Raw genomic sequence first — 22,416 nt, forward strand, 5'->3', positions numbered from 1 at the left:
TTCACGTGAAACATGCACCGCTTGGGCGGGGCGTTTGTGTTTCACGTGAAACACATTCCGCCGACGGTCACTCACCTTTGGCTGAGTGTGCCTGCAGAAAATCGATGAACACGCGCAGCTTGCCCGGCATCTGCGGCATGCGGGGGAAATAGAGATGGAAGCGATACCTGGGCGGGCACCAATCTTCGAGCACCCGAACCAAGCGGCCAGCCGCCACATCGTGGGTGACGAGGTCTTCCAGCACGTGCGCCAAGCCCACGCCCTGCTTCGCCGCCTCGACCATTGCCAGCACGTCATTGGCGATGAAGCTGCCGGCCACATCCGCCGACTGGTTGGCGCCACCGCCGGGCGCGGCAAACTCCCAGTCGTACAAGGCGCCGCTGCTGGGAAAGCGGTATCGGATGCAGCGATGGTCGCGCAGGGCGTCCGGCGATTCGGGCGTGCCATGTGCCTGCAGATACGCTGGACTGCCGACCACCGCGATGCGGCGCGCCGGTCCGATCGGAACGCCGACCATGTCGCGCTCGACACGCTCGCCGAAGCGGATGCCGACGTCAAAGCGGTCGGCGACGATGGCGGACAGGCCATCGTCCACCGACACCTCCAGTTCGATGCGCGGATAGCGCGCGAGGAAATCGCCCAGCACCGGCTGCAGCACCGCCTGATACGCGACGCGTGAAGCCGTCACGCGCAACGCGCCGCGCGGCTCTGTGGCGCGCTCCCCCACTTCGGCCATCGCGCCGTACAGCGCATCGAGGCTCGGCCGCACGACCGCGAGCAAGGCTTCGCCCGCTTCGGTTGCACTGACCTGCCGCGTGGTCCGCGCCAACAATTGCGCGCCGAGCGCGGCCTCCAACCGCCGGATGGTCTGCGACAGCGCAGACGTCGAAACATCCAGCGCTGCGGCCGCCTGCGTGAAGCTCCCCGCCTCCGCCACGCGGCGCAGCGCATCGAGCGCGGGCAGCAGGTCCGGATCGATTGTGAATTCTGTCTTCATAGTGCATCCGATTCTATCCACTTAATCGGCGTGACCGCGCTGCCTAGACTGGCGACTCCTCTCCCTGACCTGACAAGGACATCGCCATGCAGACACGACAACTTGGTCAATCCGACCTGCACATCTCTCCACTCGGCTTCGGCACGTGGGCCACGGGCGGCGGCAACTGGGAATATGGCTGGGGCGCCCAGGACGATCGCGATTCCATTGCCGCCATCGCCGCCGCTGCGGACGCCGGCATCAACTGGATCGACACCGCTGCCGCCTATGGGCTGGGCCACGCGGAAACGGTGGTCGGCCGCGCGCTGCGCACGTTGCCCGCAGACCGCCGCCCGTACGTGTTCACCAAGGGTTCGCTGGTGTGGGACGCGCAGGGGCGGATTTCGCATTCGCTCGACCCGGCATCGCTTTCACGTGAAATCGACCAGAGCCTGCGCCGCCTGAACGTGGACGCGATCGACCTGTACCAGATCCACTGGCCGGCCTTCCCGCCCGGGGCGCCGGAGCAATCGATCGAAGCCGCCATCGGCGCGCTGGCGGAGGCACGCCGCGCCGGCAAGATCCGCCATATCGGCGTGTCGAATTTCGATGCGGCGCAAATGGAACGCGCCCGCTTGGTCGCACCGATCGCCTCGCTGCAACCGCCCTACTCGCTGCTGATGCGCGGCATCGAGGAGTCCATCCTGCCGTACACGGCGGCGCATGGCATCGGCAACATCGTCTATTCGCCGCTGCAATCGGGACTGCTGTCGGGGCGCATGACGCGCGAGCGCATCGCCGCGCTGCCGACCGATGACTGGCGCGCGCAGCGCAGCCCCGAATTTCAGGAGCCGAACCTGACGCGCAACCTGGCGCTGGTGGAGGTGCTGCGTGGCGTCGGCGCCCGGCATGGACGCACGCCCGCCGAAGTCGCCATCGCGTGGACGCTGCGCAACCCGGTGGTGACGGGAGCCATCGCCGGCGTGCGACGGCCGGATCAGCTTGACGGCCTGCTCGGCGCGGCCAGCCTGAAACTGACGGATGCGGATCTCGCGGAAATCGACGCTGCGCTGCCGGAAACCACGGCGTCGCCGGTGCCGCAAAGCCTTATCAACGCTTGAGCCCTCCGCTAGACAAAGCAAAACGCACGGCGCGAACCGTGCGTTTTGCGTGGCCGATGGCGTTGCCTACATCGTCAGTTCTGCAGCTTCCACTTGCCGTCCTTGATTTCGACCATGACGCGCGAGCGCTGGTCGAGACCAAGGTGGTCCTTCGCGTTCATATTCATCACGCCGTGCGAGATCGCCAGATTGGTCGTCGTCTCCATCGCGTCGCGCAATCCCTTGCGGAACGCCGGCGTGCCGGGTTGGCCCTTTTTCAGCGCTTCCGGCATCGCATTGGTGAGCAACAAACCGGCATCCCACATGTGGCCGCCAAAGGTGGAAACCTGCCCGCCGTAGGCCTTTTCGTATGCTGTCTTGTACGCCAGCGCCGGCTTCTTCACCGGGTTGCTGTCCGGCAGCTGCTCGGCCACCAGGATCGGGCCCGCCGGCAGGAACGTGCCTTCGCAATCCTTGCCGCACACGCGCAGGAAGTCGGCGTTCGCCACACCGTGCGTCTGATACAGCTTGCCCTTGTAGCCCCGCTCCTTGAGCGCACGTTCCGGCAGCGCGGCCGGCGTACCTGAGCCTGCGATCAGCACTGCATCCGGATTGGCCGCCATGATCTTCAGCACCTGCCCCGTCACAGACGTATCGGTCCGTGCAAAGCGCTCGTTGGCGACGACCTTCAGCTTGCGCAACCCCGCCACCTTGTCGAACTCCTGCGCCCACGAATCGCCATAGGCATCGGCAAAGCCGATCAGCGCGACGGTCTTCACGCCATGGTTTGCCATGTGCTCGGCAATGGCCGTTGCCATGTGCGAATCGTTCTGCGGCGTCTTGAAGACCCACGCGCGCTTGGCGTCCATCGGCTCGACGATCCGCGCGGAGGCGGCCAGCGTGATCATCGGCGTTTCGTTCTCGGCCACCACGTCGACCATCGCCAGCGAGTTGGGCGTGACAGTCGAACCGATCACCAGGTCGACCTTGTCTTCGGTGATGAGCTTGCGCGTGTTCTTGACGGCGGTGGTCGTGTCAGACGCATCGTCGAGCACGATGTACTCGACCTTCTTGCCGGCGATTTCCTTGGGCAGCAGCGCCACGGTGTTCTTCTCGGGAATCCCCAGCGACGCCGCCGGCCCGGTGGCCGACACCGTAATGCCGACCTTCACCTGGGCGAATGCCGTACCGGCCAACAGCGCCGTCGCGGCGAGTGCAATGCGGGATGCGCGCGATACCTTCATGCCGTCTCCTGAGATGTGTCGAGCGGGTCTGCGCCCGCCCTGAATCTGCGATTGACCGACCGATGGGTCGGGGATGAACGAGTCTAGAAGGAGTCACGCCACGCGGGCAAGGGGGAGATACCCCGAAACTTAACGTGTTCACGACCTGGGCCGATTCAGCCCACGCGATACACCCGGCCACTCTGCACGCCTTCCACGCTGCGCCGGTACGCCAACGCCGCGCGCGCTGCCGAGACCGGTTCGAAGCCGGGGAAGAACGGGCCATATGCTTCCATCGATTCGGTCAGCACCGTCGGGCTCACGGCGTTGATGCGGATGCCGCGCGGCAGCTCGCACGCGGCGGCGCGCACAAAGCCCTCCACCCCCGCGTTCACCGCAGTGGCGTTGGCGCCTTGTGCGATCGGCTCCTGCCCCACGATGCCGGTGGTCAGCGTGATCGAGCCGCCGTCGTTCAGATAATGCTGACCGACCAGCGCCAGGCGCACCTGGCCGAGCAGCTTGTCCTGCAGGCCCACGTTGAAATCCGCGGCCGTCATCTTGGTCAGCGGCCCGAAGAACAGATTGCCCGCAGTGGAGACGATGGCGTCGACGCGGCCGAGCTTGTCGAACAGCGCCGCCACGCTGTCTGCGTTGGTGATGTCGACCTGATGCTCGCCCTGCGTGCGGCCGACGCGGATGATTTCGTGTGCGCCGCCCTGCTCCAGTTCTGCCACCACGGCGCGGCCCAGGGTGCCGCTGGCGCCAATCACGACGATTTTCATGCTGTGCTCCTTCGCAAATCCGGTTGGAATGGCGCCTATTCTTGGTCGAACCCCTTATGCGATAAAGCCGTGATACCTTCGGTCATTCCAAATCAATGGTTCGGAATATGGACAAGCTGCGCAGCATGGAGACCTTCGTTGCCGTGGTCGAAGGCGGCAACTTCACCGAGGCCGCGGCACGGCTTGAAATGTCCGCGGTGATGGTCGGCAAATATGTGAGCGCGCTGGAAACGCAGCTGGGCGCACGCCTGCTCCAGCGCAGCACGCGCCGCCAAAGCCTGACCGACGCCGGCCGCGTGTTCTACGAAGATGCCAAGCGCGTGCTGGAACAGGTGCGCTGGGCAGAAACCTCGGTCGAACGGCTGCGCGCGTCGCCTTCGGGCACGCTGCGCGTGAGCGCGCCCACCACGTTCGGCGCGTGCGTGATCGCGCCACTGGCCGCGACGTTCCAGCAGGCGCATCCGCAGGTGCGCGTGGAGTTGAACCTCAGCAACAGCATGGTCGATCTCGTCGACGAAGGGTTCGATCTCGCCATCCGCATCGGCCCGCTGGGCGATGCCGATCTGGTGGCCAAGCCGCTGTGCGTGTATCGCATGGTCATCTGCGCGTCGCCGGAGTACTTGGCGCGGTACGGCCGGCCGGAAACGCCGGCCGACCTGCCGCAGCATCGCTGCCTGTCGCACATGGTGTGGAACAACCGCAATGCGTGGCAATTGCGCGGGTGGGACGGCGACACGCCCTGGCGCGACGACCCCACCTTCACTTGCAACGACGGCCACGGATTGCGCATGGCCGCAGTGGCGGGCGCGGGCCTGCTGCTGCAGCCGGAGGTACTGGTGGCTGAAGACTTGGCCAACGGCAAGCTCGTGCGCGTGCTGCAGGCGTATGCGCCAGAACCGCGACCGATCCACGTCGTGTACCGGCAGGACCGGCGGCCGTTGCCGAAGCTCACGGGTTTCGTCGCGCATCTGCTGGAATATGTGGCGGCGCGTGTGCCAGCTTAGGGTGCGACGTCATGGCCACCGCTGCGGGCGGCGCGGCTGACTACACTCACGCCATCTCCATACGTTCCGCCACCATGTTCCCCGCCCTGATCGCCGGTCGTATCGCTTGCGCAGTGCTTGCATTTCTTGGGTTGACGCACCTCTACTGGGCCGCTGGCGGACGCGCCGGCAAGCAGGCCGCTGTGCCCTCCAGCAACGGCGCGCCGCTGTTCAAGCCAAGCGCGCTGGGCACGGCGTTGATCGGGCTGATCCTGCTGGCGATGGCGGCATGGGTGGCCGCAGCATCCGGCACGCTGGTGGCGCCAATTCCGCAAGGCGCGCTGCGCATTGGCGCGTTCGCGCTGGCCGCCGTGTTCACGCTGCGTGCCGTGGGCGACTTCCGCTATGTCGGCTTCTTCAAGCGGGTGCGCGGCAGCGTGTTTGCGCAGCGGGATACGTGGATGTACTCGCCGCTGTGCGTGGTGCTGGCGGGGTTGATTGTTGCAGCCACCTCGCGCTGACGCGGCACAATAGCGCCCATGAACCCCGAAGACCTCCAACGCCTCGTCACCACGCAAATGCCCTTCGGCAAGTACAAGGGCCGCCTGATTGCCGACCTGCCGGGCCATTACCTCAACTGGTTCGCGCGCGAGGGCTTTCCACCGGGGCAGATCGGCCGCTTGCTCGCGCTGATGCAGGAGCTGGATCACAACGGCCTGAAGGGTCTGCTCGACCCACTGCGCCACGGCCGCTGACAACGCGATCGATCAATCGCCGTTGATGTAACGCAGCAGCCCCGTCGCGAGCGCGTCAAACACGACGCGGCAGCGCGGGCTGTCGCGCAGGTCTTCGTGCATGGCGAGCCAGGTGTCGAGCGTGATGGAAACCTGTTTGCCGAACAGCCGAACCAGATCTGCGTTGTGCCGCACCAGGCCGACCTGGCAGAAGCCGATGCCGAAGCCCGCACGCAGCGCGGCAATCGCAGCCAGGTCACTGTCGGTGCGCAGCGCGAAGCGGTTGCGTTGGATCCACGGGAACTGCGCTCGCACGCTGCGCAGGAACGCATTCTCTTTGTCGTAGCCGATCAACGTGTGGCCGGCGAGTTCTTCCACCGTGGTTGGCGTGCCGCGCTGCGCCAGATAGCGCCGGTGGGCAAACAGCCCCAGTTCGATCCCGCCGATATGCCGCGCAACGAGCACGCCTTGGCTCGGTGGCTGCATGCGCACGGCGATATCCGCCTCGCGGCGCAACAGGTCTTCCATCCGGTTCGAAGGCACCAGCTCCAGCGTCAGCTCCGGATAGGCGGCATGCAGATCGGCGAGGATGGGCGGCAGCACTTCCACCGCCACCACCTCGCTGGCGGTGATGCGCACGGTGCCGCGCACGCCCTCGCCCTGGCTGGAGGCGGCGCGCAGCAAGGCTGCACTCGTGGCTTCGATCGATTCTGCAAACGGCCGCAGCGATAGCGCCGCTTCTGTGGGGCTCAGCCCCTGCTGCGTTCGGATGAAGAGCGACATGCCCAGCGCCCGTTCGAGCGCATCGACATGCCGCCCTGCCGTGGGCTGCGTCAGCCCCAGCGCGCGGGCGGCGCCCGACAGTGATCCTTCTCGCACAACGGCAAGAAAGGTCCGATACAACTCCCAGCCGGGCTCAGTTCCGCTCATACAAATTCGTATAGCTGCACACTCATCATCAACAATTCCATTGAAGCACAGTCGCGCCCAGAATGCGTCCATCGTAACGCTCTCACACACCTCAGGAGCACGGTCATGGAACAGGCAAACCAACAGGCAAAACGCATCGCATTGGTACTGGGCGCCACCGGCGGCATCGGCGGTGAAGTGGCCCGTCGGCTGGTGGCACGCGGCTGGCACGTGCGGGCGCTGCAGCGCAATCCGGAGGCGCTGACCAACCGCAACACCGCGTTCGAATGGATTCGCGGCGACGCGATGGTGCGAGAAGACGTGGTTGGCGCGGCCCAGGGCGCGGAGCTGATCATCCACGCCGTCAACCCGCCGGGCTACCAGAACTGGGCCGGGCTGGTGCTGCCGATGATCGACAACACCATCGCCGCCGCACGTGCTTCAGGCGCGCGCATCGTGCTGCCCGGCACGGTGTACAACTTTGCGCCGGACACGTTTCCCGTGCTGCGCGAAACGACCGCGCAGGCACCGCTCACGCGCAAGGGCAAGATCCGCGCAGAGCTGGAGCGCCGCATGCAGGCCGCCAGCGCAGACGGCGTGCGCAGCCTGATCGTGCGCGCCGGCGATTTCTTCGGGCCGCAAACCGGCAACACGTGGTTTGCCGGCGCGCTGGTCAGGCCGGGCAAGCCCGTGCGCACCGTCACGCAGCCCGGCGCCGCGGGCATCGGGCACCAATGGGCGTACCTGCCGGACGTGGCCGAAACGATGCTGCGTCTTGTCGAGCAAGGCGACCGTCTGCCGGACTTTGCCGTCTATCACATGCGTGGTCACTGGGATGCCGACGGCACGCAGATGGCCGCAGCAATCGGCCGCGCGGTGGGCCGCCCCGTCAAGACGCGCGCCTTCCCGTGGTGGCTGATGCCCGCGCTGGCGCCGTTCTCGGAGATGCTGCGCGAGATGCGCGAGATGCGATACCTGTGGCAGCACCCGGTGCGCATGGACAACGCCAAGCTCGTGCAGGCACTCGGCGCCGAACCGCACACGCCGTGGGACGACGCCGTGGGCGCGACGCTGCGCAGCCTAGGCTGCCGCTGAAACCCTCGCCGCCGTCGCCAGGAAGTGCGCAAGATCAGGCGTGCGCTGCCCGGCCACCTTGGCGAGGTCGTCCCACTGGCGCAGCTGCAGCGCATCGGCAGCGTATGGACGCTGCATGAAGGCCTCGGCTTCCTGCGCCGAAAACACGCCGCCTTGCAGCGCCAAGCTCCGTACGGAATCGGCTGAGAGGCGCGCGTAGTAATGCGCATCCATCGCGCACAGGCAGCGCTTGGCATCCACATGCAGGCGAATCGGCTCCAGCACGGCCTCCGGAAACGTCGCACGCAGAAACGGCAGCGCAAAGTACTGGTGCTGATCATCGATGCCGTGGGCGGTCGGCGTCTCGCCCTGCAGGTTCAGCAAATGACCGAGGTCGTGCAGCAGCGCCGCCGTGATCAGCGCATCCGACGCGCCGGCCGCCTCCGCCAACGCGGCCGTCTGCAGGGCATGTTCGCGTTGGGTGACGGGCTCGCCGCTGTAGGCAAGGTTGCCGTGGCGGTCGAACAGCGTGCGGATGTCGTCGAGACTCAGGGCCATGATGCAGCGCGGGCAAAAGCGGAACCCTGCAGCGTAGCGGGCCCATGCGGCAACACGGTGACAACGCACCGCGCATTAGCCCGCGTGATCGGCGCGATTAGAAAGTTTGGTTGGGAATGCGCGGCGCCCGCCCTTATCTTCAGGGCCTTCCCACACATCGGAGCGCATCATGCTCGCAGGACACGCCGTACAGGTCACGCAGGCGCTGGAACAGGTCACGGACTATTGGTCGCCGCGCGTCGTCGGCCAGGTCAACGACCAATACATCAAGGTCGCCAAGCTCAAAGGCGAGTTCGTCTGGCATGACCACCCGAATGAAGACGAGCTGTTCTTCGTGGTCTACGGCCACCTGAAAATCGCTTTCGAAGACCGCGCCGATGTGCATCTCGGCCCCGGCGAATTCTGCGTCGTGCCGCGCGGCGTGCGTCACTTTCCGGTAGCCGACGAAGAATGCGGAATCATGCTGATCGAAACCGTAACCACGCAGCACACGGGCGATGTCGTTACCGAGCGCAGCGTGGCGCTCGAGAAGCAGCTCAACGGATGAAGGCGTCGTAAGCCGTCTTCAAAATCAACGCCAGCACCACCACGATGAACACCTTGCGCACAAAGCGGCTGCCGTGCCGCAGCGCGAGGTGGCTGCCGACCTGATTGCCGGCGACGTTGGCCACCGCCATCACCAGGCCCAGCTGCCACCAGACGTGCCCCTTGGCGGCCAGCAGCAACAGCGCAGCCACGTTGGTCGCCAGATTCACGATCTTGGTGGACGCCGACGCATGCAGGAAGTCGTACCCGAACACGCGCACGAACACGATCATCAGAAAGCTGCCGGTGCCCGGGCCAAACACGCCGTCGTAGAAACCGATGGCCGCGCCGGCCAGCAATGCCGCGGCGCGCTCGCGCCAGCCCTTGAGGCTCGGGGCGTGATCGGCGCCCAGATTCTTCTTGGCCACCGTGTAGACGAGCAGCACCGCCAGCACGAACGGCAGCGCACGGCGCAGCGGCTCGGCCGGAATATGCGTGAGCGCCCACGCGCCGAGCAGCGAAAACACAAACGCCGTGACCACCGCCGGCGCCGTCGCGCCCCAGTAAATGCGCACCGTGCGGCCGTAGCGCACCGCCGCCGTCGCCGTGCCCGACATCGACGCGACCTTGTTGGTGCCGATGAGCGTGGCGGGCGCGATGTTCGGATACGCCGAGAACAGCGCGGGAATCTGCACCAGGCCGCCGCCACCGGCCACGGCATCGATCAGGCCAGCCAGAAAGCCGGCCACGGCGAGCAAAGCGAATTCCATCAGGAGAAACGTAACGGGAAGGATTAGCCCAGCGACTTGGGCGACGGACGTGCGCTGCGCCGCCAGCAGCCCGATGCGTCGGGCGCAAAGCCGAGTTCTGCGGCGTCTTCCGCCGAAAGCGCCGCGGGCGGCAACAGGACGTGGAGTATGCCATGTGCCCTGGCGTACTCATTGACGGCCGCCAGGGCCGCATCGCGCGTGGCCGTGTCACCGGAAAGCACCATCACGCCGACGGGCAACCACGCCACCAGACCGCCCAGCGCCAGATGCGGCACGAGCGTGATCGGCGCCACGCCGGCCAGCGCTTCACGCATTTCAACGAGGAAGCACGGATGCACGCTCGGATGGGCGAGCAGCGTATCGACGGCATGCGCCACCTGCAGCGGCGAGGCGGTCGACGCGACGGCGGCCAGCAGGCGCGGCCGGTCTTCGGGCGTGGCAAGGCGAGTGGACAGGGTCATGGGGGGCTCAGGCGAAGGCGCCATTGTCATGCAGCGCGCGCATAGGCGTCGACACCGAATGCATTTCTCTTGTGAATAAGCGCGAACCAGAATGGATGCGTCATCCCACGGAGCCCGCCATGGCTGATCCGACCCGCGCCCTCACCCTGCAATTGCTGCAGTCGCTGGCCGAGCGGCCGCGGCACTATGCTGAAGTACTGGAAACGTGGCGGACGTCGTGCCCGCGTTTGTCGATCTGGGAGGATGCCTGCATCGACGGGCTGGTGGACTGCGTGCCCGACTCCGCGCCGGGGCTGCAGTTGGTAACGGTCAGCGCCCGGGGCCGTGCGCTGCTGGCCGGCGCCCTCGCGGAAGGCGAGCGCACAAACTAAAAGGCCCTGCCGGGGATCGCCTGGCAGGGCCTTCATTTATTTTGCATCTCCACCGTACATGCGGTGTGTGCTGTCGTCTCCTCGCTCCCGCCTCATTTATCTCGTGCGAAAACCGTAACGCGACTGTAAAAGATGCACCGCAATGCAGCAACTAGAGCAAACCCTTACGGTGCATCAGGCACCAAGATCAGCCGTTCGGGTGAAATTTGCCGGCATCTTCGGGCATTGTGGCGTCAACGTCGCAACCAAGGCACGCGCGCCGCAATTTCGCCCATGATGCCGCGGCGGAACGTCAGCACGCAGATCACGAAGATCGCGCCCGTAACCGTGGTGACCGATTCGCCGAGGATATTGAAGCCCTCGATGCCGGTGGCGCCGGCCAGGAAGCTGCCAATGTCGCCAAGCTTGTTTTCCAGCGCAATCACCAGCGCGGCGCCCAGCAGCGGGCCGGACAGGATACCGAGGCCGCCCACCAGCGTCATCAGGATGACCGAGCCGGACATCGACCAGTGCACATCGGTGAGCGTCTCGAAGCCGAGCACCAGCGTCTTGAGCGCACCGGCCAGGCCCGTGAGCGCCGCCGACAGCACGAACGCCAGCAGCTTGAAACGATCGGTGTCGTAGCCGAGGGACGTGGCGCGCGGCTCGTTCTCCTTGATCGCCTTGAGGATCTGCCCGAACGGCGAGTGGATCGTGCGCACGATCAGCAGGAACGCCGCGACCACGATCACGAGCACCACGTAGTACAGCGTCATGTCCGACGACAGGTCCAGCACGCCGAACAGCTTGCCGCGCGGCACGCCTTGCAGGCCGTCTTCGCCGCCGGTGAACGGCACCTGCAGGCAGAAGAAGTACAGCATCTGCGCCAGCGCCAGCGTAATCATCGCGAAGTAGATGCCCTGACGGCGGATGGCGAGCAGGCCGACGATCAGGCCGATGAACGCGCCCGCCGCGGTCCCGGCCAGCAGGCCAAGCTCCGGCGTGACGTGCAAGTCGCGCATCATGTAGCCGGCCACGTAGCCCGCGCCGCCAAAGAAGGCCGCATGCCCGAACGACAGCAGCCCCGTGTAGCCCAGTAGCAGGTTGAAGGCAGAGGCAAACAGCGCAAAGCACAGCAGCTTGGCGACGAACACCGGATAGGCGCCCACCAGCGGCGCGGCAATCAGCGCCACCAGCAGCACGCCGTACAAGACGTATTTGAAGGAGGAAGAGTTGGTCATGTTGGCCGCGCCGCTCATTTCTCTTTACCGAACAGGCCCGCCGGACGCACCAGCAGCACCAGCACCATGATCACGAACACCACGGTCGCCGACGCCTGTGGATAAAACACCTTGGTCAGCCCCTCGATCACACCCAGGCCCAGGCCGGTGACGATCGAACCCAGAATCGACCCCATGCCGCCGATCACCACCACCGCAAACACGGTGATGATCATGCTCTGCCCCATCAGCGGCGAGATCTGGATGACCGGTGCCGCCAGCACGCCCGCAAACGCCGCCAGCGCCACGCCAAAACCGTAAGTGAGCGTGACCATCAGCGGCACGTTCACGCCAAAGGCTTCGACCAGCTTCGGGTTCTCGGTGCCGGCGCGCAGGTACGCGCCCAGCTTCGTCTTCTCGATCATGAACCAGGTGGCGAAGCACACTGCCAGCGACGCCACCACCACCCACGCGCGATAGTTGGGCAGCATCATGAAGCCGAGGTCGGTGGCGCCCTGCAGCAGCTGGGGCGTGTCGTACGGCAGGCCCGAGACACCGTAGATGGCGCGGAACACGCCCTCGATAACGAGCGTCACGCCCAGCGTGAGCAGCAGGCCATAGAGGTGATCAAGCTTGTAGATGAATCGCAGCAGCGTGCGTTCGATCACCACGCCCAGCAGGCCGATCACCAGGGGCGACAGCACCAGCATCGCCCAGTACGGCACGCCCAGGTACGAGAAGCCCATCCACGTGAGCACCGCGCCCAGCATGAACAGCGCCCCGTGCGCAAAATTGATGACGTTGAGCAGCCCGAAGATGACCGCAAGGCCCAGGCTCAACATCGCATAGAAGGAACCGTTGACCAGACCCAGCAACAGCTGGCTGAGCATGGCCGGTAGCGGAACGCCGAAAATTTCCATCGCGGTCAGGAGAAGAACGCCAACACAACGTTGATGGCGCCGCCCTCCACACGGACGGCGGCGCCGGATTGCCTACGCTTTTACTTCTTCATCAGCGAGCACTTCGACTCGGCCGGCGTGGTGAAAGCCTGCTCGCCCGGGATCGTCGCCACGACCTTCAGGTAGTCCCACGGCTTCTTCGATTCGGCCGGCGACTTCACCTGCAGCAGGTACATGTCGTGGATGGCACGGCCGTCCTGACGGATGGTGCCCTTCGTGTAGAAGTCGTCGATCTTGGTCTTCTTGAGCTGCGCGATGACCTTGTCCGGATCGTCCGTGCCGGCAGCGGCCACGGCCTTGATGTAGTTCGACACCGCCGAGTAGTCCGCAGCCTGCAGGCTGCTCGGCATCTTCTTCATCTTCATGAAGTAGCGGTTGGCGAACTTGCGCGTGGCGTCGTTCATGTCCCAGTACCAGCTGTCGGTCATCAACAGGCCTTCGGCCGTCTGCAGACCCAGGCTATGCACGTCGTTGATGAACATCAGCAGGCCGGCGATCTTCATCGACTTGGTGATGCCGAATTCCTTGGCCGCCTTGATCGAATTGATCGTGTCGCCGCCGGCGTTGGCCAGGCCCAGGATCTGCGCCTTGGACGACTGCGCCTGCAGCAGGTACGACGAGAAGTCCGACGCCGACAGCGGGTGCTTGACCGAACCCACCACCGTGCCGCCGTTGGCCTTCACCACGGCCGTCGTGTCGTTCTCCAGCGAGTGGCCGAAGGCGTAGTCGGCGGTCAGGAAGAACCACGACTTGCCGCCCTGCTTGACCACCGCGCTGCCCGTGCCCTTGGCCAGCGCCACGGTGTCGTATGCATAGTGGATCGTGTACGGCGTGCACTCTTCGTTGGTCAGGCGTGCCGTGCCCGCACCGATGTCGATGAACACGCGCTTCTTCTCAGAGGCCACCTTGTTCATCGCCAGGCCCGTGGCGGAGTTCGTGCCGCCCAGCAGCATGTCCAGGCCTTGCTGGTCCATCCATTCACGCGCCTTCGATGCGGCAATGTCGGCCTTGTTCTGGTGATCGGCCGTCACGAGTTCGATCGGCTTGCCCAGCACCTTGCCGCCCGCATCCTCGATCGCCATCTTGACCGCCTCGACACCGCCCTGCCCGTCGATGTCGGCATACAGACCCGAGAGATCGGTGATGTAGCCGATCTTCACCTTGTCGCCGCTCACCTGCGCGTGCGCGCCGAATGCAGCCGCGCCCAGCCCTACCGCCATCAATGCACCAGCCAGCTTCTTGAGTGTCATGGTCTTGTCTCCTGTGTCGTGCGCGCCGCGGATCACGCTGGCGCATGGGTCTTGCAAGTCGATCGGGAAAACGTCTTACACGCCGAGCAGTTCGTGCAGCACCGGCATCTTGTCCTGCAGTTGCGCCGCCTCGAAACGCTCGACGATGCGGCCGTGTTCCATCACATAAAAGCGATCTGCCAGCGGCGCGGCAAAGCGGAAGTTCTGCTCCACCATCACCACCGTGTAGCCGCGCTTCTTGAGCATCAGGATCATGCGGGCCAGCGCCTGTACGATCACCGGCGCAAGGCCCTCGGAAATCTCGTCGAGCAGCAGCAGGTTCGCGCCCGTGCGCAGAATGCGCCCGACCGCCAGCATCTGCTGCTCGCCGCCCGACAGGCGCGTGCCCTGGCTCTGGCGGCGCTCGGCCAGGTTCGGGAACATCTCGTAGATTTCTTCGATGCTCATGCCGGCATTGCCGGTCTTGGCGACTTGCCCCTTCAGTACCGGGGGCAGCATCAGGTTCTCTTCGCACGAGAGGCTCGAGAAGATGCCGCGCTCTTCGGGGCAGTAGCCGATGCCGCAGTGGGCGATCTTGTGCGTCGGCAGGTCGATCGTTTCGACGCCGTGGCCGCTTGCGTCGTGCACGACGATGGAGCCCTTGCGCGTGCCCACCAGGCCCATGATGGCGCGCAGCGTGGTGGTCCGGCCCGCGCCGTTGCGGCCGAGCAGCGTGACCACCTCGCCGCGGTTCACGGTCAGGTCGACACCATGCAGGATGTGCGATTCGCCGTACCAGGCGTGCAGGTCCTTGATCTGGAGCGCGGGCGTGCTCATGCAGTGTTCTCGTGTGTTCGGTCTAGCGTTCGCTTACGTTTGATGCGCGGCACGCAGCCGCGTCGCGTGATCGATCAGCGTCGATCAGTGGCCTCAACAGCGTCAACGGCCTCAATGGCCTTCCAGCGCCGCATCGGCGGTGCCCATATAGGCTTCCATCACCTGCGGGTTCTTCGAGACGTCTTCGTACGGGCCTTCGGCCAGGATCTGGCCGCGCTGCAGCACCGTGATCTTGTCGGCGATGGACGAGACCACGTTCATGTTGTGTTCGACCATCAGGATCGTGCGGCCCTGCGCGACACGCTTGATCAGCTCCGTCACGCGGTCCACGTCTTCGTGGCCCATGCCCTGCGTGGGCTCATCGAGCAGCATCAGCTCGGGCTCCATCGCCAGCGTGGTCGCAATCTCCAGCGCGCGCTTGCGGCCGTAGGGCAGCTCCACCGTCACGGTGTGCGCAAACTCCGTCAGGCCCACCTGTTCCAGCAGCTCCATCGCGCGCGCATTCAACGTGTTGAGCGATTGCTCGCTGCGCCAGAACGCATACGCCGTACCGAGCTGCCGCTGCAGCCCGACGCGAACGTTTTCCATCACCGTCAGATGCGGAAACACAGCGGAGATCTGGAACGAGCGGATCACGCCACGACGCGCGATCTGTGCCGGCTTCTCCGGCGTGATATCGATGCCGTTGAACAGAATCGTGCCGCGCGTGGGCACCAGGAATTTGGTCAGCAGGTTGAAGCAGGTCGTCTTGCCGGCACCGTTCGGGCCGATGAGCGCGTGGATCGACCCACGCTGCACGCGCAGGTTGACGTCGGACACGGCGGTAAAGCCCTTGAAGGCCTTGGTCAGTCCGCGCGTTTCGAGAATGATGTCCTGCGCCATGATTCCCTCTTGTCTCCCGCCCTTTTTATGGTGCGGATGATTGTCAACGGCTGTTGCGTTGCAAAACATCGGGGTTTTTACCGAGACGATTACACCCCGCTTACGCCCCGGAAACCCGCACCGGCATTGGCTTTCCGGCTCGCGTGCAAGGGTTACGTAGAGTTACGTATCGGGGCAATGCGGATTGCGCATCCAGTGGACACGGGCGGTGTGGCACGCCCGTGTCATCGGCATCGGGGGACCGACGTCAGGCCGGCACCGCCTCACCGCGCGCCCGGGCCTTGCGCGCCACGCGGATCATCTCGCTCGCCTTCTCCGCAATCATGATCGTCGGCGAGTTGGTGTTGCCGGAGGTAATCGTCGGCATGACGGACGCGTCCACCACCCGCAGGCCGTCGATGCCGCGCACGCGCAGCTGCGCATCGACCACGGCGTTTACATCGTCGGCGCGGCCCATGCGGCACGTGCCGACCGGGTGGAAGATGGTCGTGCCGATTTCTCCGGCCGCGCGGGCGAGTTCCTCGTCGGTCTGGAACGCGGCGCCGGGCAGATACTCCTCGGGCCGGTATTGCGCCAAGGCCGGCTGCGCGACGATGCGGCGCGTGAGCCGCAGCGAATCGGCCGCGACCTTGCGGTCTTCCTCGGTGGACAAGTAGTTCGGCGCGATGGTCGGCGCCGCAAACGGATCGGCGGATGTGACATGCACCGTGCCGCGCGAGGTGGGCCGCAGGTTGCACACGCTCGCGGTAAACGCATTGAACGCGTGCAGCGGATCGCCGAACTTGTCGAGCGACAGCGGCTGCACGTGATATTCCACATCTGGCCGCGACACATGCGGATTCGATCGCGCGAACACGCCCAGCTGGGAAGGCGCCATGCTCATCGGCCCGCTCTGATTGAATGCGTATTGCATGCCGATGAGCGCCTTGCCCCACCAGTTGGACGCGCGCGTGTTGAGCGTCGGCACCCCGTTCACCTTGACCACGCTGCGCAGCTGCAGGTGGTCCTGCAGGTTTTCCCCCACGCCCGGCAGCGCCTGGCGCACTGGAATGCCGAGCGCTTGCAGACGCTCCGGCTGACCAATGCCCGCCAGCTCCAGCAATTGGGGCGAGTTGATGGCGCCCGCCGACAGGATCACCTCTTCGCGCGCGGCCACGGTGTAGTCTTGCCCTGCCCCGCGATACGTCACGCCGGTGCAGCGCTTGCCGTCAAACGTCAGCGCCCGCACCTGCGCGCCCGTCACGATGGTCAGGTTCGGCCGCTGCGATGCCGGGCGCAGAAACCCCTTGGCCGTGTTCCAGCGGATGCCGCGCTTCTGGTTGACCTCGAAGTAGCCGACGCCGAAGTTGTCGCCGCGGTTGAAGTCGCTCGTGCGCGGAATGCCCGCCTGCACGGCCGCTTCGATGAAGGTCTCCAGCACCTGCCAATGCAGGCGTTGCGGCTCGACGCGCCATTCGCCGTTTGCACCGTGCCACGCATTCGCGCCGCCGTGGTGGTTTTCACTGGCCTTGAACAGCGGCAGCACCGCATCCCACCTCCAGGAATCATCACCGGTGATGGCGGCCCAGCCGTCGTAGTCTTCGCGCTGCCCACGCATGTAGATCATGCCGTTGATCGACGAGCAACCGCCGAGCACGCGGCCGCGCGGATACCCCAGCGAGCGGCCGTTCAGGCCGGGCTCTTCGCGCGTGCGATACAGCCAATCGGTGCGCGGATTGCCGATGCAATACAGATAGCCGACGGGGATGTGGATCCAGTGGTAATCGTCCTTGCCGCCCGCTTCGAGCAGCAGGACGGAAACGTCGGGGTCGCGGGTCAGCCGGTTGGCGAGGACGCAGCCTGCGGAGCCTGCGCCGATGATGATGTAGTCGTAGGTGTCCATGTCTCCGTGCTTCTTTTCCTTGGTGTTATTGGTTTTTGTTTTTGTGGTGCAACCAATTCACTTCAAATCAAATCCGCGAAGCCAGCCACTCCGTCATCTTTCCAAACACCTCGCTACGCAGCGGCTCGGCTTCGTTAAAGATCTCGTGATACCCGTTGTCGAACCACGCCAAGGTCCGCAAATCTTCCGGCGCATTCGCATAGAAATCGCGGCTGCCGGAAGGATCGACAATCGAATCTGCACCGCCGGCCATCAGCAGCATCGGCGCTTCCAGGCGCGGCGCATCCTGCTGCGCCTGCGTGATCGCGTTGAGCATGAACTCCAGCAATGATGCGCTGATCGTGCCCTGCACCAGCGGGTCTGCCCGATAGGCGGCGGCGACGCCCGGATCGTGCGAAAGCTTGGCCGGATCAACGGGATTGGGCACCGGCAACCGCGGCGCAATGGCGGAGAGAATCCCTCGCACGATGCCCGTTCCGGGCGGCAATTTCACGCGCAGCGCGGGCGACGACAGCAGCACGCCACGCACGGGGCGGATACGCGCGGTGGTGAAGCGCGCGACGATCAATCCGCCCATGCTGTGGCCGAGCACGAACGGCATCTCGTGCCATTCGGCGACGACGGCATCGACGATTTCTGCGAGATCGGTGAGGTAGTTGTCTTGCGCGTCGAGCGCCATGCGCGGGCCGCCACTCTTGCCGTGGCCGCGCAGGTCGAAGGCCCGTACGCGCAGACCAAGGTCGGTGAGCACCTTGGCCACATGTGGATAGCGGCCGCTGTGTTCGGCCATGCCGTGAACGAGGATGACGGTGCCACGCGGCTCGCCGGTGTCGGGCGCGGGCAACCAGGTGCGGACCAGCAGTTCAGTGCCGTCCTTCATGCGCTGGCGGGTTTCCAGCGCTGGATGGGCGGTGACCTGAGCGGGGGCTTGCGTCATCGGCGTCTCCTCCTTGGGTTGCCAGATTGTGGCATAGACGCCGCCTGTCGCAATCCGCGCCAATAGAGCGGCCCGTCAGTGGCAGCAGGCGTCGAGGTCGGACTCGGGGCCGCCTTCACCGCCCTCGCCGGCCACGCTCTGGAGGATCGGACAATCGGGGCGGTCATCGCCGTGGCAGGCGTTGGCCAGCGTCATGAGCGTGTCGCGCATGCTTTGCAGCTCGCTGATGCGCGCATCGAGATCCGCCACGTGGCGCAGGGTGACGGCCTTCACATCGGCGCTGGCGCGTTCGCGATCGTTCCACAACGACAGCAGCGTGCGGATTTCCTCCAGCGCGAAACCCAGCGAGCGCGACCTGTGGATAAAGCGCAGCACATGCAACGCCCGCGCGTCGTACATGCGGTAGTTGCCTTCGGTGCGCGGGCTCGGCGGCAGCAGGCCGATGCTTTCGTAGTAACGGATCATCTTGGCCGACACGCCGCTGGCCTTCGCGGCCTCGCCAATGTTGACGGGGCCTTTGTCGATGAGATTCGTGCGCGTCATGCGTTGTCTCCGGTGGCGCGCCAGCGGCGCAGCATCAGCGCATTGGTGACCACGCTCACGCTGGAGAACGCCATGGCCGCGCCGGCAAATGTCGGGTTCAGCAAGCCGAATGCCGCCAGCGGAATGCCCACCACGTTATAGATGAAGGCCCAGAACAGGTTCTGGCGGATCTTGGCGACAGTGCGGCGCGAGAGGTCCAGCGCGTCGCTCACCAGACGCGGCTCGCCGCGCATGAGCGTGATGCCGGCGGCCTGCATCGCCACATCGGTGCCGGTGGCCATGGCAATGCCGACATCGGCCGCCGCGAGCGCTGGCGCGTCGTTGATGCCGTCGCCCACCATCGCCACCACATGGCCGCCCTGCTGCCATGCCGACACGCGCGCGGCCTTGTCTTGCGGCAGCACTTGCGCGGCCACCTCATCGATGCCGAGCGCCTGCGCCACGCTGCGTGCTGCGCCGGCGTTGTCGCCGGTCACAAGCGCGGTGCGCACGCCGCGCGCCTGCAGCGCGGACACGGCCTCCTTCGCGCCGGGCTTGAGCGCATCGCCAAAGGCAATCAGCCCGCGCAACTGCACGCCGCTTTCGTCACGCTGCGCAAGCCACGAGACGGTGTTGCCTTGCGCCTCCAGCGCATCGGCGCGTGCTTGCAATGCGCTGCGATCGAGCCCCAGTTCATCCATCCACCGCGCATTGCCGAGTTGCAGCGATACGCCATTCACGATGCCCCGCGTGCCGCGTCCGGCCAGCACTTCCGGCGATTGCGCGGGCGTGACAGCGCGACCGCGCTCCTTGGCATAGTCGCGCGTGGCCTGTGCCAGCGGGTGCGTGTTCTCGGCCTGCAGCGCGGCAAGCTGGTCGAGCAGCGTGTCGGCATCAATGCCGGATGCCGCGTCCACCGCTGTCACACGCGGCTGGCCGACGGTAAGCGTGCCCGTCTTGTCGAAGACAACGAAATCGACTTGTTGGGCGCGCTCCAGCGCCTGCGCGTCCGCAATGAGAATGCCGCGCCGCGCGCCCGCACCCGTGCCGGCCATGATGGCGGACGGCGTGGCAAGGCCGAGCGCGCACGGGCAAGCGATCACCAGAACCGCCACGGCGTTGACGATGGCCGTCTCCCACCCCGCCCCAGCGATAAACCAACCGGCCAGCGTCAGCAACGCCGCCACCAGGACCGCCGGCACAAAGATGGCGCTCACGCGGTCGACCAGTTGCTGGATCGGCGGCTTGGCGGCCTGCGCGTCTTCTACGAGGCGGATGATGCGCGAGAGCATCGTATCTGCGCCGATGGCCGTGGTGCGCACGAGCAGCACGCCGTCGGTGGCGATGGCACCGGCGGTCACGCGGTCGCCTTCGCGCTTGGGCACGGGCAAGCTTTCGCCGGTCAGCATGGATTCATCGACGTGGCTCGCGCCTTCCAGCACCACCGCATCCACGGGGATGCGTTCACCGGCGCGCACGGACACCACGTCGCCGACGCGCACCTGGGCGACGGGGGTATCGCGCAGCGTGCCGTCGGCACCGCGCACGCGAGCGGTGTCGGGGCGCAGCGCCTGCAGAGCGCGGATGGCCTGGGCAGTCTGGCGCTTGGCACGCACTTCCAGCCACTTGCCGAGCCGCACCAGCGTGATGACCACGGCGGCGCTTTCGAAGTACAGGTGCGGCGCGTGGTGCATCCCCTCCGCCCCGGCGCGCCACCACAGCCACAGCGACAGCCCATACGCCGCCGACGTGCCAAGCGCCACCAGCAGATCCATATTGCCGGCGCCCGCACGGAGCGCCTTCCAGCCGGCTTTGTAGAAGCGCGCACCAATGACGAACTGCACCGGCGTCGCCAGCAGCCATTGCACCCACGCCGGCAGCATCCAGTCACCACCGAACCAGCCGGCGATCATCGGCAACACCAGCGGCACAGACAGCGCGGCGGCAATCCACACGGGGCCGGCACCGTCCCAGAAGTCGGGTTCGGCGGCAGCCGGCGCGGCAGTTTCGTCGGAAGCGACGCGCGCCTCATAGCCGGCAGCAGTGACGGCGGCGATCAGCGCATCGCGGGCCGCACCGCCCTGCACGCGGGCACGCTCGGTCGCGAGATTCACGCTCGCCTCGGTCACACCCGGCACGGCGCGCAAGGCGCGCTCGACGCGGCCCGCACAGGCGGCGCAGGTCATCCCACTGATATCGAGATCGGTGGAAGTCACGTCGGGAAGGCTGGCGGCAGTCATGGAAGCGTCCGTTTTGAAGGAGATGGCATCAGCCTAGACCTTCCCATCTTGGTAAGGTCAAGCGCCATTTTACGCTTGCGCTTCCCACGATGGGAAGGTTCATACTGCTGCCGTGATTCACCCTTCCCTCTTTCAGGAGCCAACCATGACGACGTCTTCCACGACCTCCACGACCTTTGCGGTGACGGGCATGAGCTGCGGCCATTGCGTATCGGCCGTCACGCGCGCGGTGCAGCAGGTCGATGCCGGCGCCAATGTGCAGGTCGACCTCGACAAGCAGACCGTGGCCGTCACCAGCGGGGCCAGCGTCGATGCGGTCAAGGCTGCCATCGAACAAGCCGGCTACCCGGTCAAAGCTTCCGCCTGAGCCCGGGCTCGGCAACAAAAAAAGGCGTGCCGCTGTGGCACGCCTTTTTGTTTGCGCGGAAGCCGCTTAGAAGCGGTAGCCGACGTTCAGGAAGGTCACGACCGGGTTGATCTTGATCTTCGCTTCGCTCTGGATATGCACGCCGTTGATCAGCGTGGTGTCGATCTTGGCCGTCGTCTTCAGCGGCAGGTAGGACACCGACAAGCCAACGAACCAATCCTTGGTGATGGCGTAGGTCGCGCCCACGTTCAGCACGGGGTTCAGCGAGCTGTCGGTCGTCACATTGCTCTTGCTGCCCGGCGTGCCGCGACCCAGGACCTGGTTCTGGAACGCGCTGCTGGTGATCTTCTCGTCGGAGAACCAGGTGTAGTTCAGGCCAGCGCCCACGTACGGACGGAACTTGCTGTCCGCGCTGAAGAAGTACCACTTGGCCAGCACGGCCGGGCTCCATTGCTTGGCCGAACCGATTTCGCCATAGCCGGAGAACGAGCCGGTGCCTTCAATCTTGTGGCGCGGGGGCAGGCCGCCCACTAGTTCCACGGCCACGTTGTCGGTGAAGAAGTGCGTAAAGGCGAGACCAACGGTATCGGCTTCCTTGATCTTCGCGCCGGTGTTCGGCACCGATTGGTTGACGGGTGCACCGCCAACGCTGTTGACGAACAGCGGGTCGCTCGAGCTATTCGGCATCACGCGGAACCAGCCGAGGCTGACGATATTGCTGCCGGCAGCCTGTGCGTGTGCGGCGGTGGCGAGGATCATCCCGGCGGCGGCCGCCAGTGCTTTTTTATAGGCCATCTCTGTATGTGCTCCTGTGTCAGACGCATCCGATACAAACGCCTTGATACGTTTGCGGTGCGTTCTACGTCTCCTCCCAGGCGGAAGGGATGGCCATTATC

Annotated in this window: 25 protein-coding genes; 8 read left to right on the top strand and 17 right to left on the bottom strand. The window is 65.6% G+C overall.

The genetic code is table 11. The annotated features are described in order from the left end of the window. Positions 1 to 67: 67 nt before the first annotated feature. Positions 68 to 997, bottom strand: coding sequence for a LysR family transcriptional regulator (locus tag ABIC76_RS08755; protein ID WP_354533705.1), 930 nt, complete (start codon positions 995 to 997; stop codon positions 68 to 70). A gap of 86 nt (positions 998 to 1,083) precedes the next feature. Between ABIC76_RS08755 and ABIC76_RS08760 the strand changes: the two genes are divergently transcribed. Then, positions 1,084 to 2,097, top strand: coding sequence for an aldo/keto reductase (locus ABIC76_RS08760; RefSeq protein ID WP_354533706.1), 1,014 nt, complete (start codon positions 1,084 to 1,086; stop codon positions 2,095 to 2,097). Between the two features lie 74 nt (positions 2,098 to 2,171). Here the strand turns inward: ABIC76_RS08760 and ABIC76_RS08765 are convergent, their stop codons facing one another. Next, a complete protein-coding gene (locus ABIC76_RS08765) occupies positions 2,172 to 3,320 on the bottom strand; it encodes an ABC transporter substrate-binding protein (protein WP_354533707.1) in 1,149 nt (382 codons plus the stop codon). A gap of 155 nt (positions 3,321 to 3,475) precedes the next feature. After that, entirely contained in the window at positions 3,476 to 4,081 is a 606-nt protein-coding gene (locus ABIC76_RS08770; RefSeq protein ID WP_354533708.1) for a short chain dehydrogenase, read from the bottom strand. A gap of 107 nt (positions 4,082 to 4,188) precedes the next feature. Between ABIC76_RS08770 and crgA the strand changes: the two genes are divergently transcribed. Genes crgA through ABIC76_RS08785 form a run of 3 tightly spaced genes read left to right on the top strand, consistent with a single transcriptional unit; the run spans position 4,189 to position 5,819 of the window. Beyond that, entirely contained in the window at positions 4,189 to 5,085 is an 897-nt protein-coding gene (gene crgA, locus ABIC76_RS08775) for a LysR family transcriptional regulator CrgA (RefSeq protein ID WP_354533709.1), read from the top strand. Positions 5,086 to 5,096: 11 nt separating this feature from the next. Further along, the gene (locus tag ABIC76_RS08780) at positions 5,097 to 5,585 is read left to right on the top strand and encodes a DUF3995 domain-containing protein (RefSeq protein ID WP_354533710.1); all 489 of its coding nucleotides are present in this window, start codon (positions 5,097 to 5,099) and stop codon (positions 5,583 to 5,585) included. An 18-nt stretch (positions 5,586 to 5,603) separates the two neighbouring features. Continuing rightward, entirely contained in the window at positions 5,604 to 5,819 is a 216-nt protein-coding gene (locus ABIC76_RS08785; protein WP_354533711.1) for a DUF3820 family protein, read from the top strand. A 12-nt stretch (positions 5,820 to 5,831) separates the two neighbouring features. Here the strand turns inward: ABIC76_RS08785 and ABIC76_RS08790 are convergent, their stop codons facing one another. Continuing rightward, positions 5,832 to 6,728: a LysR family transcriptional regulator gene (locus ABIC76_RS08790; RefSeq protein ID WP_354533712.1), complete on the bottom strand. Its 897-nt coding sequence runs from the start codon at positions 6,726 to 6,728 to the stop codon at positions 5,832 to 5,834. Positions 6,729 to 6,833: 105 nt separating this feature from the next. Between ABIC76_RS08790 and ABIC76_RS08795 the strand changes: the two genes are divergently transcribed. Next, complete coding sequence (locus ABIC76_RS08795; RefSeq protein WP_354533713.1) at positions 6,834 to 7,802, top strand: SDR family oxidoreductase; 969 nt, start codon at positions 6,834 to 6,836, stop codon at positions 7,800 to 7,802. On the opposite strand, the gene ABIC76_RS08800 is transcribed toward ABIC76_RS08795, so the two are convergent. Continuing rightward, positions 7,788 to 8,339 (bottom strand): phosphonate degradation HD-domain oxygenase, encoded by a 552-nt coding sequence (locus ABIC76_RS08800; RefSeq protein WP_354533714.1) that lies wholly within the window; start codon positions 8,337 to 8,339, stop codon positions 7,788 to 7,790. The genes ABIC76_RS08795 and ABIC76_RS08800 overlap by 15 nt on opposite strands. Positions 8,340 to 8,508: 169 nt before the next feature. On the opposite strand from ABIC76_RS08800, the gene ABIC76_RS08805 reads away from it, so the two are divergent. Then, complete coding sequence (locus ABIC76_RS08805) at positions 8,509 to 8,886, top strand: cupin domain-containing protein (RefSeq protein WP_027678833.1); 378 nt, start codon at positions 8,509 to 8,511, stop codon at positions 8,884 to 8,886. Here the strand turns inward: ABIC76_RS08805 and ABIC76_RS08810 are convergent. Next, the gene (locus ABIC76_RS08810; RefSeq protein WP_027678832.1) at positions 8,876 to 9,634 is read right to left on the bottom strand and encodes a sulfite exporter TauE/SafE family protein; all 759 of its coding nucleotides are present in this window, start codon (positions 9,632 to 9,634) and stop codon (positions 8,876 to 8,878) included. The genes ABIC76_RS08805 and ABIC76_RS08810 overlap by 11 nt on opposite strands. 23 nt (positions 9,635 to 9,657) lie before the next feature. Continuing rightward, positions 9,658 to 10,095: a hypothetical protein gene (locus tag ABIC76_RS08815; protein WP_354533715.1), complete on the bottom strand. Its 438-nt coding sequence runs from the start codon at positions 10,093 to 10,095 to the stop codon at positions 9,658 to 9,660. A gap of 119 nt (positions 10,096 to 10,214) precedes the next feature. On the opposite strand from ABIC76_RS08815, the gene ABIC76_RS08820 reads away from it, so the two are divergent. Further along, positions 10,215 to 10,466: a hypothetical protein gene (locus ABIC76_RS08820; protein WP_354533716.1), complete on the top strand. Its 252-nt coding sequence runs from the start codon at positions 10,215 to 10,217 to the stop codon at positions 10,464 to 10,466. 233 nt (positions 10,467 to 10,699) lie between these two features. On the opposite strand, the gene ABIC76_RS08825 is transcribed toward ABIC76_RS08820, so the two are convergent. The 9 genes from ABIC76_RS08825 to ABIC76_RS08865 form a co-directional block, all read right to left on the bottom strand. After that, complete coding sequence (locus ABIC76_RS08825; protein ID WP_102065099.1) at positions 10,700 to 11,686, bottom strand: branched-chain amino acid ABC transporter permease; 987 nt, start codon at positions 11,684 to 11,686, stop codon at positions 10,700 to 10,702. 14 nt (positions 11,687 to 11,700) lie between these two features. Then, the gene (locus ABIC76_RS08830) at positions 11,701 to 12,585 is read right to left on the bottom strand and encodes a branched-chain amino acid ABC transporter permease (protein ID WP_009239536.1); all 885 of its coding nucleotides are present in this window, start codon (positions 12,583 to 12,585) and stop codon (positions 11,701 to 11,703) included. A gap of 80 nt (positions 12,586 to 12,665) precedes the next feature. Then, on the bottom strand, positions 12,666 to 13,874 hold the full coding sequence (locus ABIC76_RS08835; protein WP_027678828.1) for an ABC transporter substrate-binding protein: 1,209 nt from the start codon (positions 13,872 to 13,874) through the stop codon (positions 12,666 to 12,668). Positions 13,875 to 13,949: 75 nt separating this feature from the next. Continuing rightward, positions 13,950 to 14,690 (bottom strand): ABC transporter ATP-binding protein, encoded by a 741-nt coding sequence (locus ABIC76_RS08840; protein WP_354533717.1) that lies wholly within the window; start codon positions 14,688 to 14,690, stop codon positions 13,950 to 13,952. A 111-nt stretch (positions 14,691 to 14,801) separates the two neighbouring features. Next, positions 14,802 to 15,572: an ABC transporter ATP-binding protein gene (locus tag ABIC76_RS08845; protein ID WP_206273361.1), complete on the bottom strand. Its 771-nt coding sequence runs from the start codon at positions 15,570 to 15,572 to the stop codon at positions 14,802 to 14,804. Positions 15,573 to 15,819: 247 nt separating this feature from the next. Beyond that, complete coding sequence (locus ABIC76_RS08850; protein WP_354533718.1) at positions 15,820 to 17,454, bottom strand: GMC family oxidoreductase; 1,635 nt, start codon at positions 17,452 to 17,454, stop codon at positions 15,820 to 15,822. Between the two features lie 67 nt (positions 17,455 to 17,521). Further along, positions 17,522 to 18,391: an alpha/beta hydrolase gene (locus ABIC76_RS08855; RefSeq protein ID WP_354533719.1), complete on the bottom strand. Its 870-nt coding sequence runs from the start codon at positions 18,389 to 18,391 to the stop codon at positions 17,522 to 17,524. A 75-nt stretch (positions 18,392 to 18,466) separates the two neighbouring features. Further along, complete coding sequence (gene cueR, locus ABIC76_RS08860; protein ID WP_102064024.1) at positions 18,467 to 18,934, bottom strand: Cu(I)-responsive transcriptional regulator; 468 nt, start codon at positions 18,932 to 18,934, stop codon at positions 18,467 to 18,469. Next, the gene (locus ABIC76_RS08865) at positions 18,931 to 21,153 is read right to left on the bottom strand and encodes a heavy metal translocating P-type ATPase (protein ID WP_354533720.1); all 2,223 of its coding nucleotides are present in this window, start codon (positions 21,151 to 21,153) and stop codon (positions 18,931 to 18,933) included. The genes cueR and ABIC76_RS08865 overlap by 4 nt, the downstream gene beginning before the upstream one ends. Positions 21,154 to 21,298: 145 nt before the next feature. On the opposite strand from ABIC76_RS08865, the gene ABIC76_RS08870 reads away from it, so the two are divergent. Then, positions 21,299 to 21,520 (top strand): heavy-metal-associated domain-containing protein, encoded by a 222-nt coding sequence (locus ABIC76_RS08870; RefSeq protein WP_354533721.1) that lies wholly within the window; start codon positions 21,299 to 21,301, stop codon positions 21,518 to 21,520. Positions 21,521 to 21,586: 66 nt separating this feature from the next. Here ABIC76_RS08870 and ABIC76_RS08875 read toward each other — a convergent pair whose 3' ends face one another. Continuing rightward, on the bottom strand, positions 21,587 to 22,315 hold the full coding sequence (locus ABIC76_RS08875) for an OmpW/AlkL family protein (RefSeq protein WP_102064027.1): 729 nt from the start codon (positions 22,313 to 22,315) through the stop codon (positions 21,587 to 21,589). Positions 22,316 to 22,416 lie beyond the last annotated feature (101 nt).

The organism is Ralstonia sp. 1138 (assembly GCF_040544795.1).
GTDB lineage: Bacteria > Pseudomonadota > Gammaproteobacteria > Burkholderiales > Burkholderiaceae > Ralstonia > Ralstonia flatus.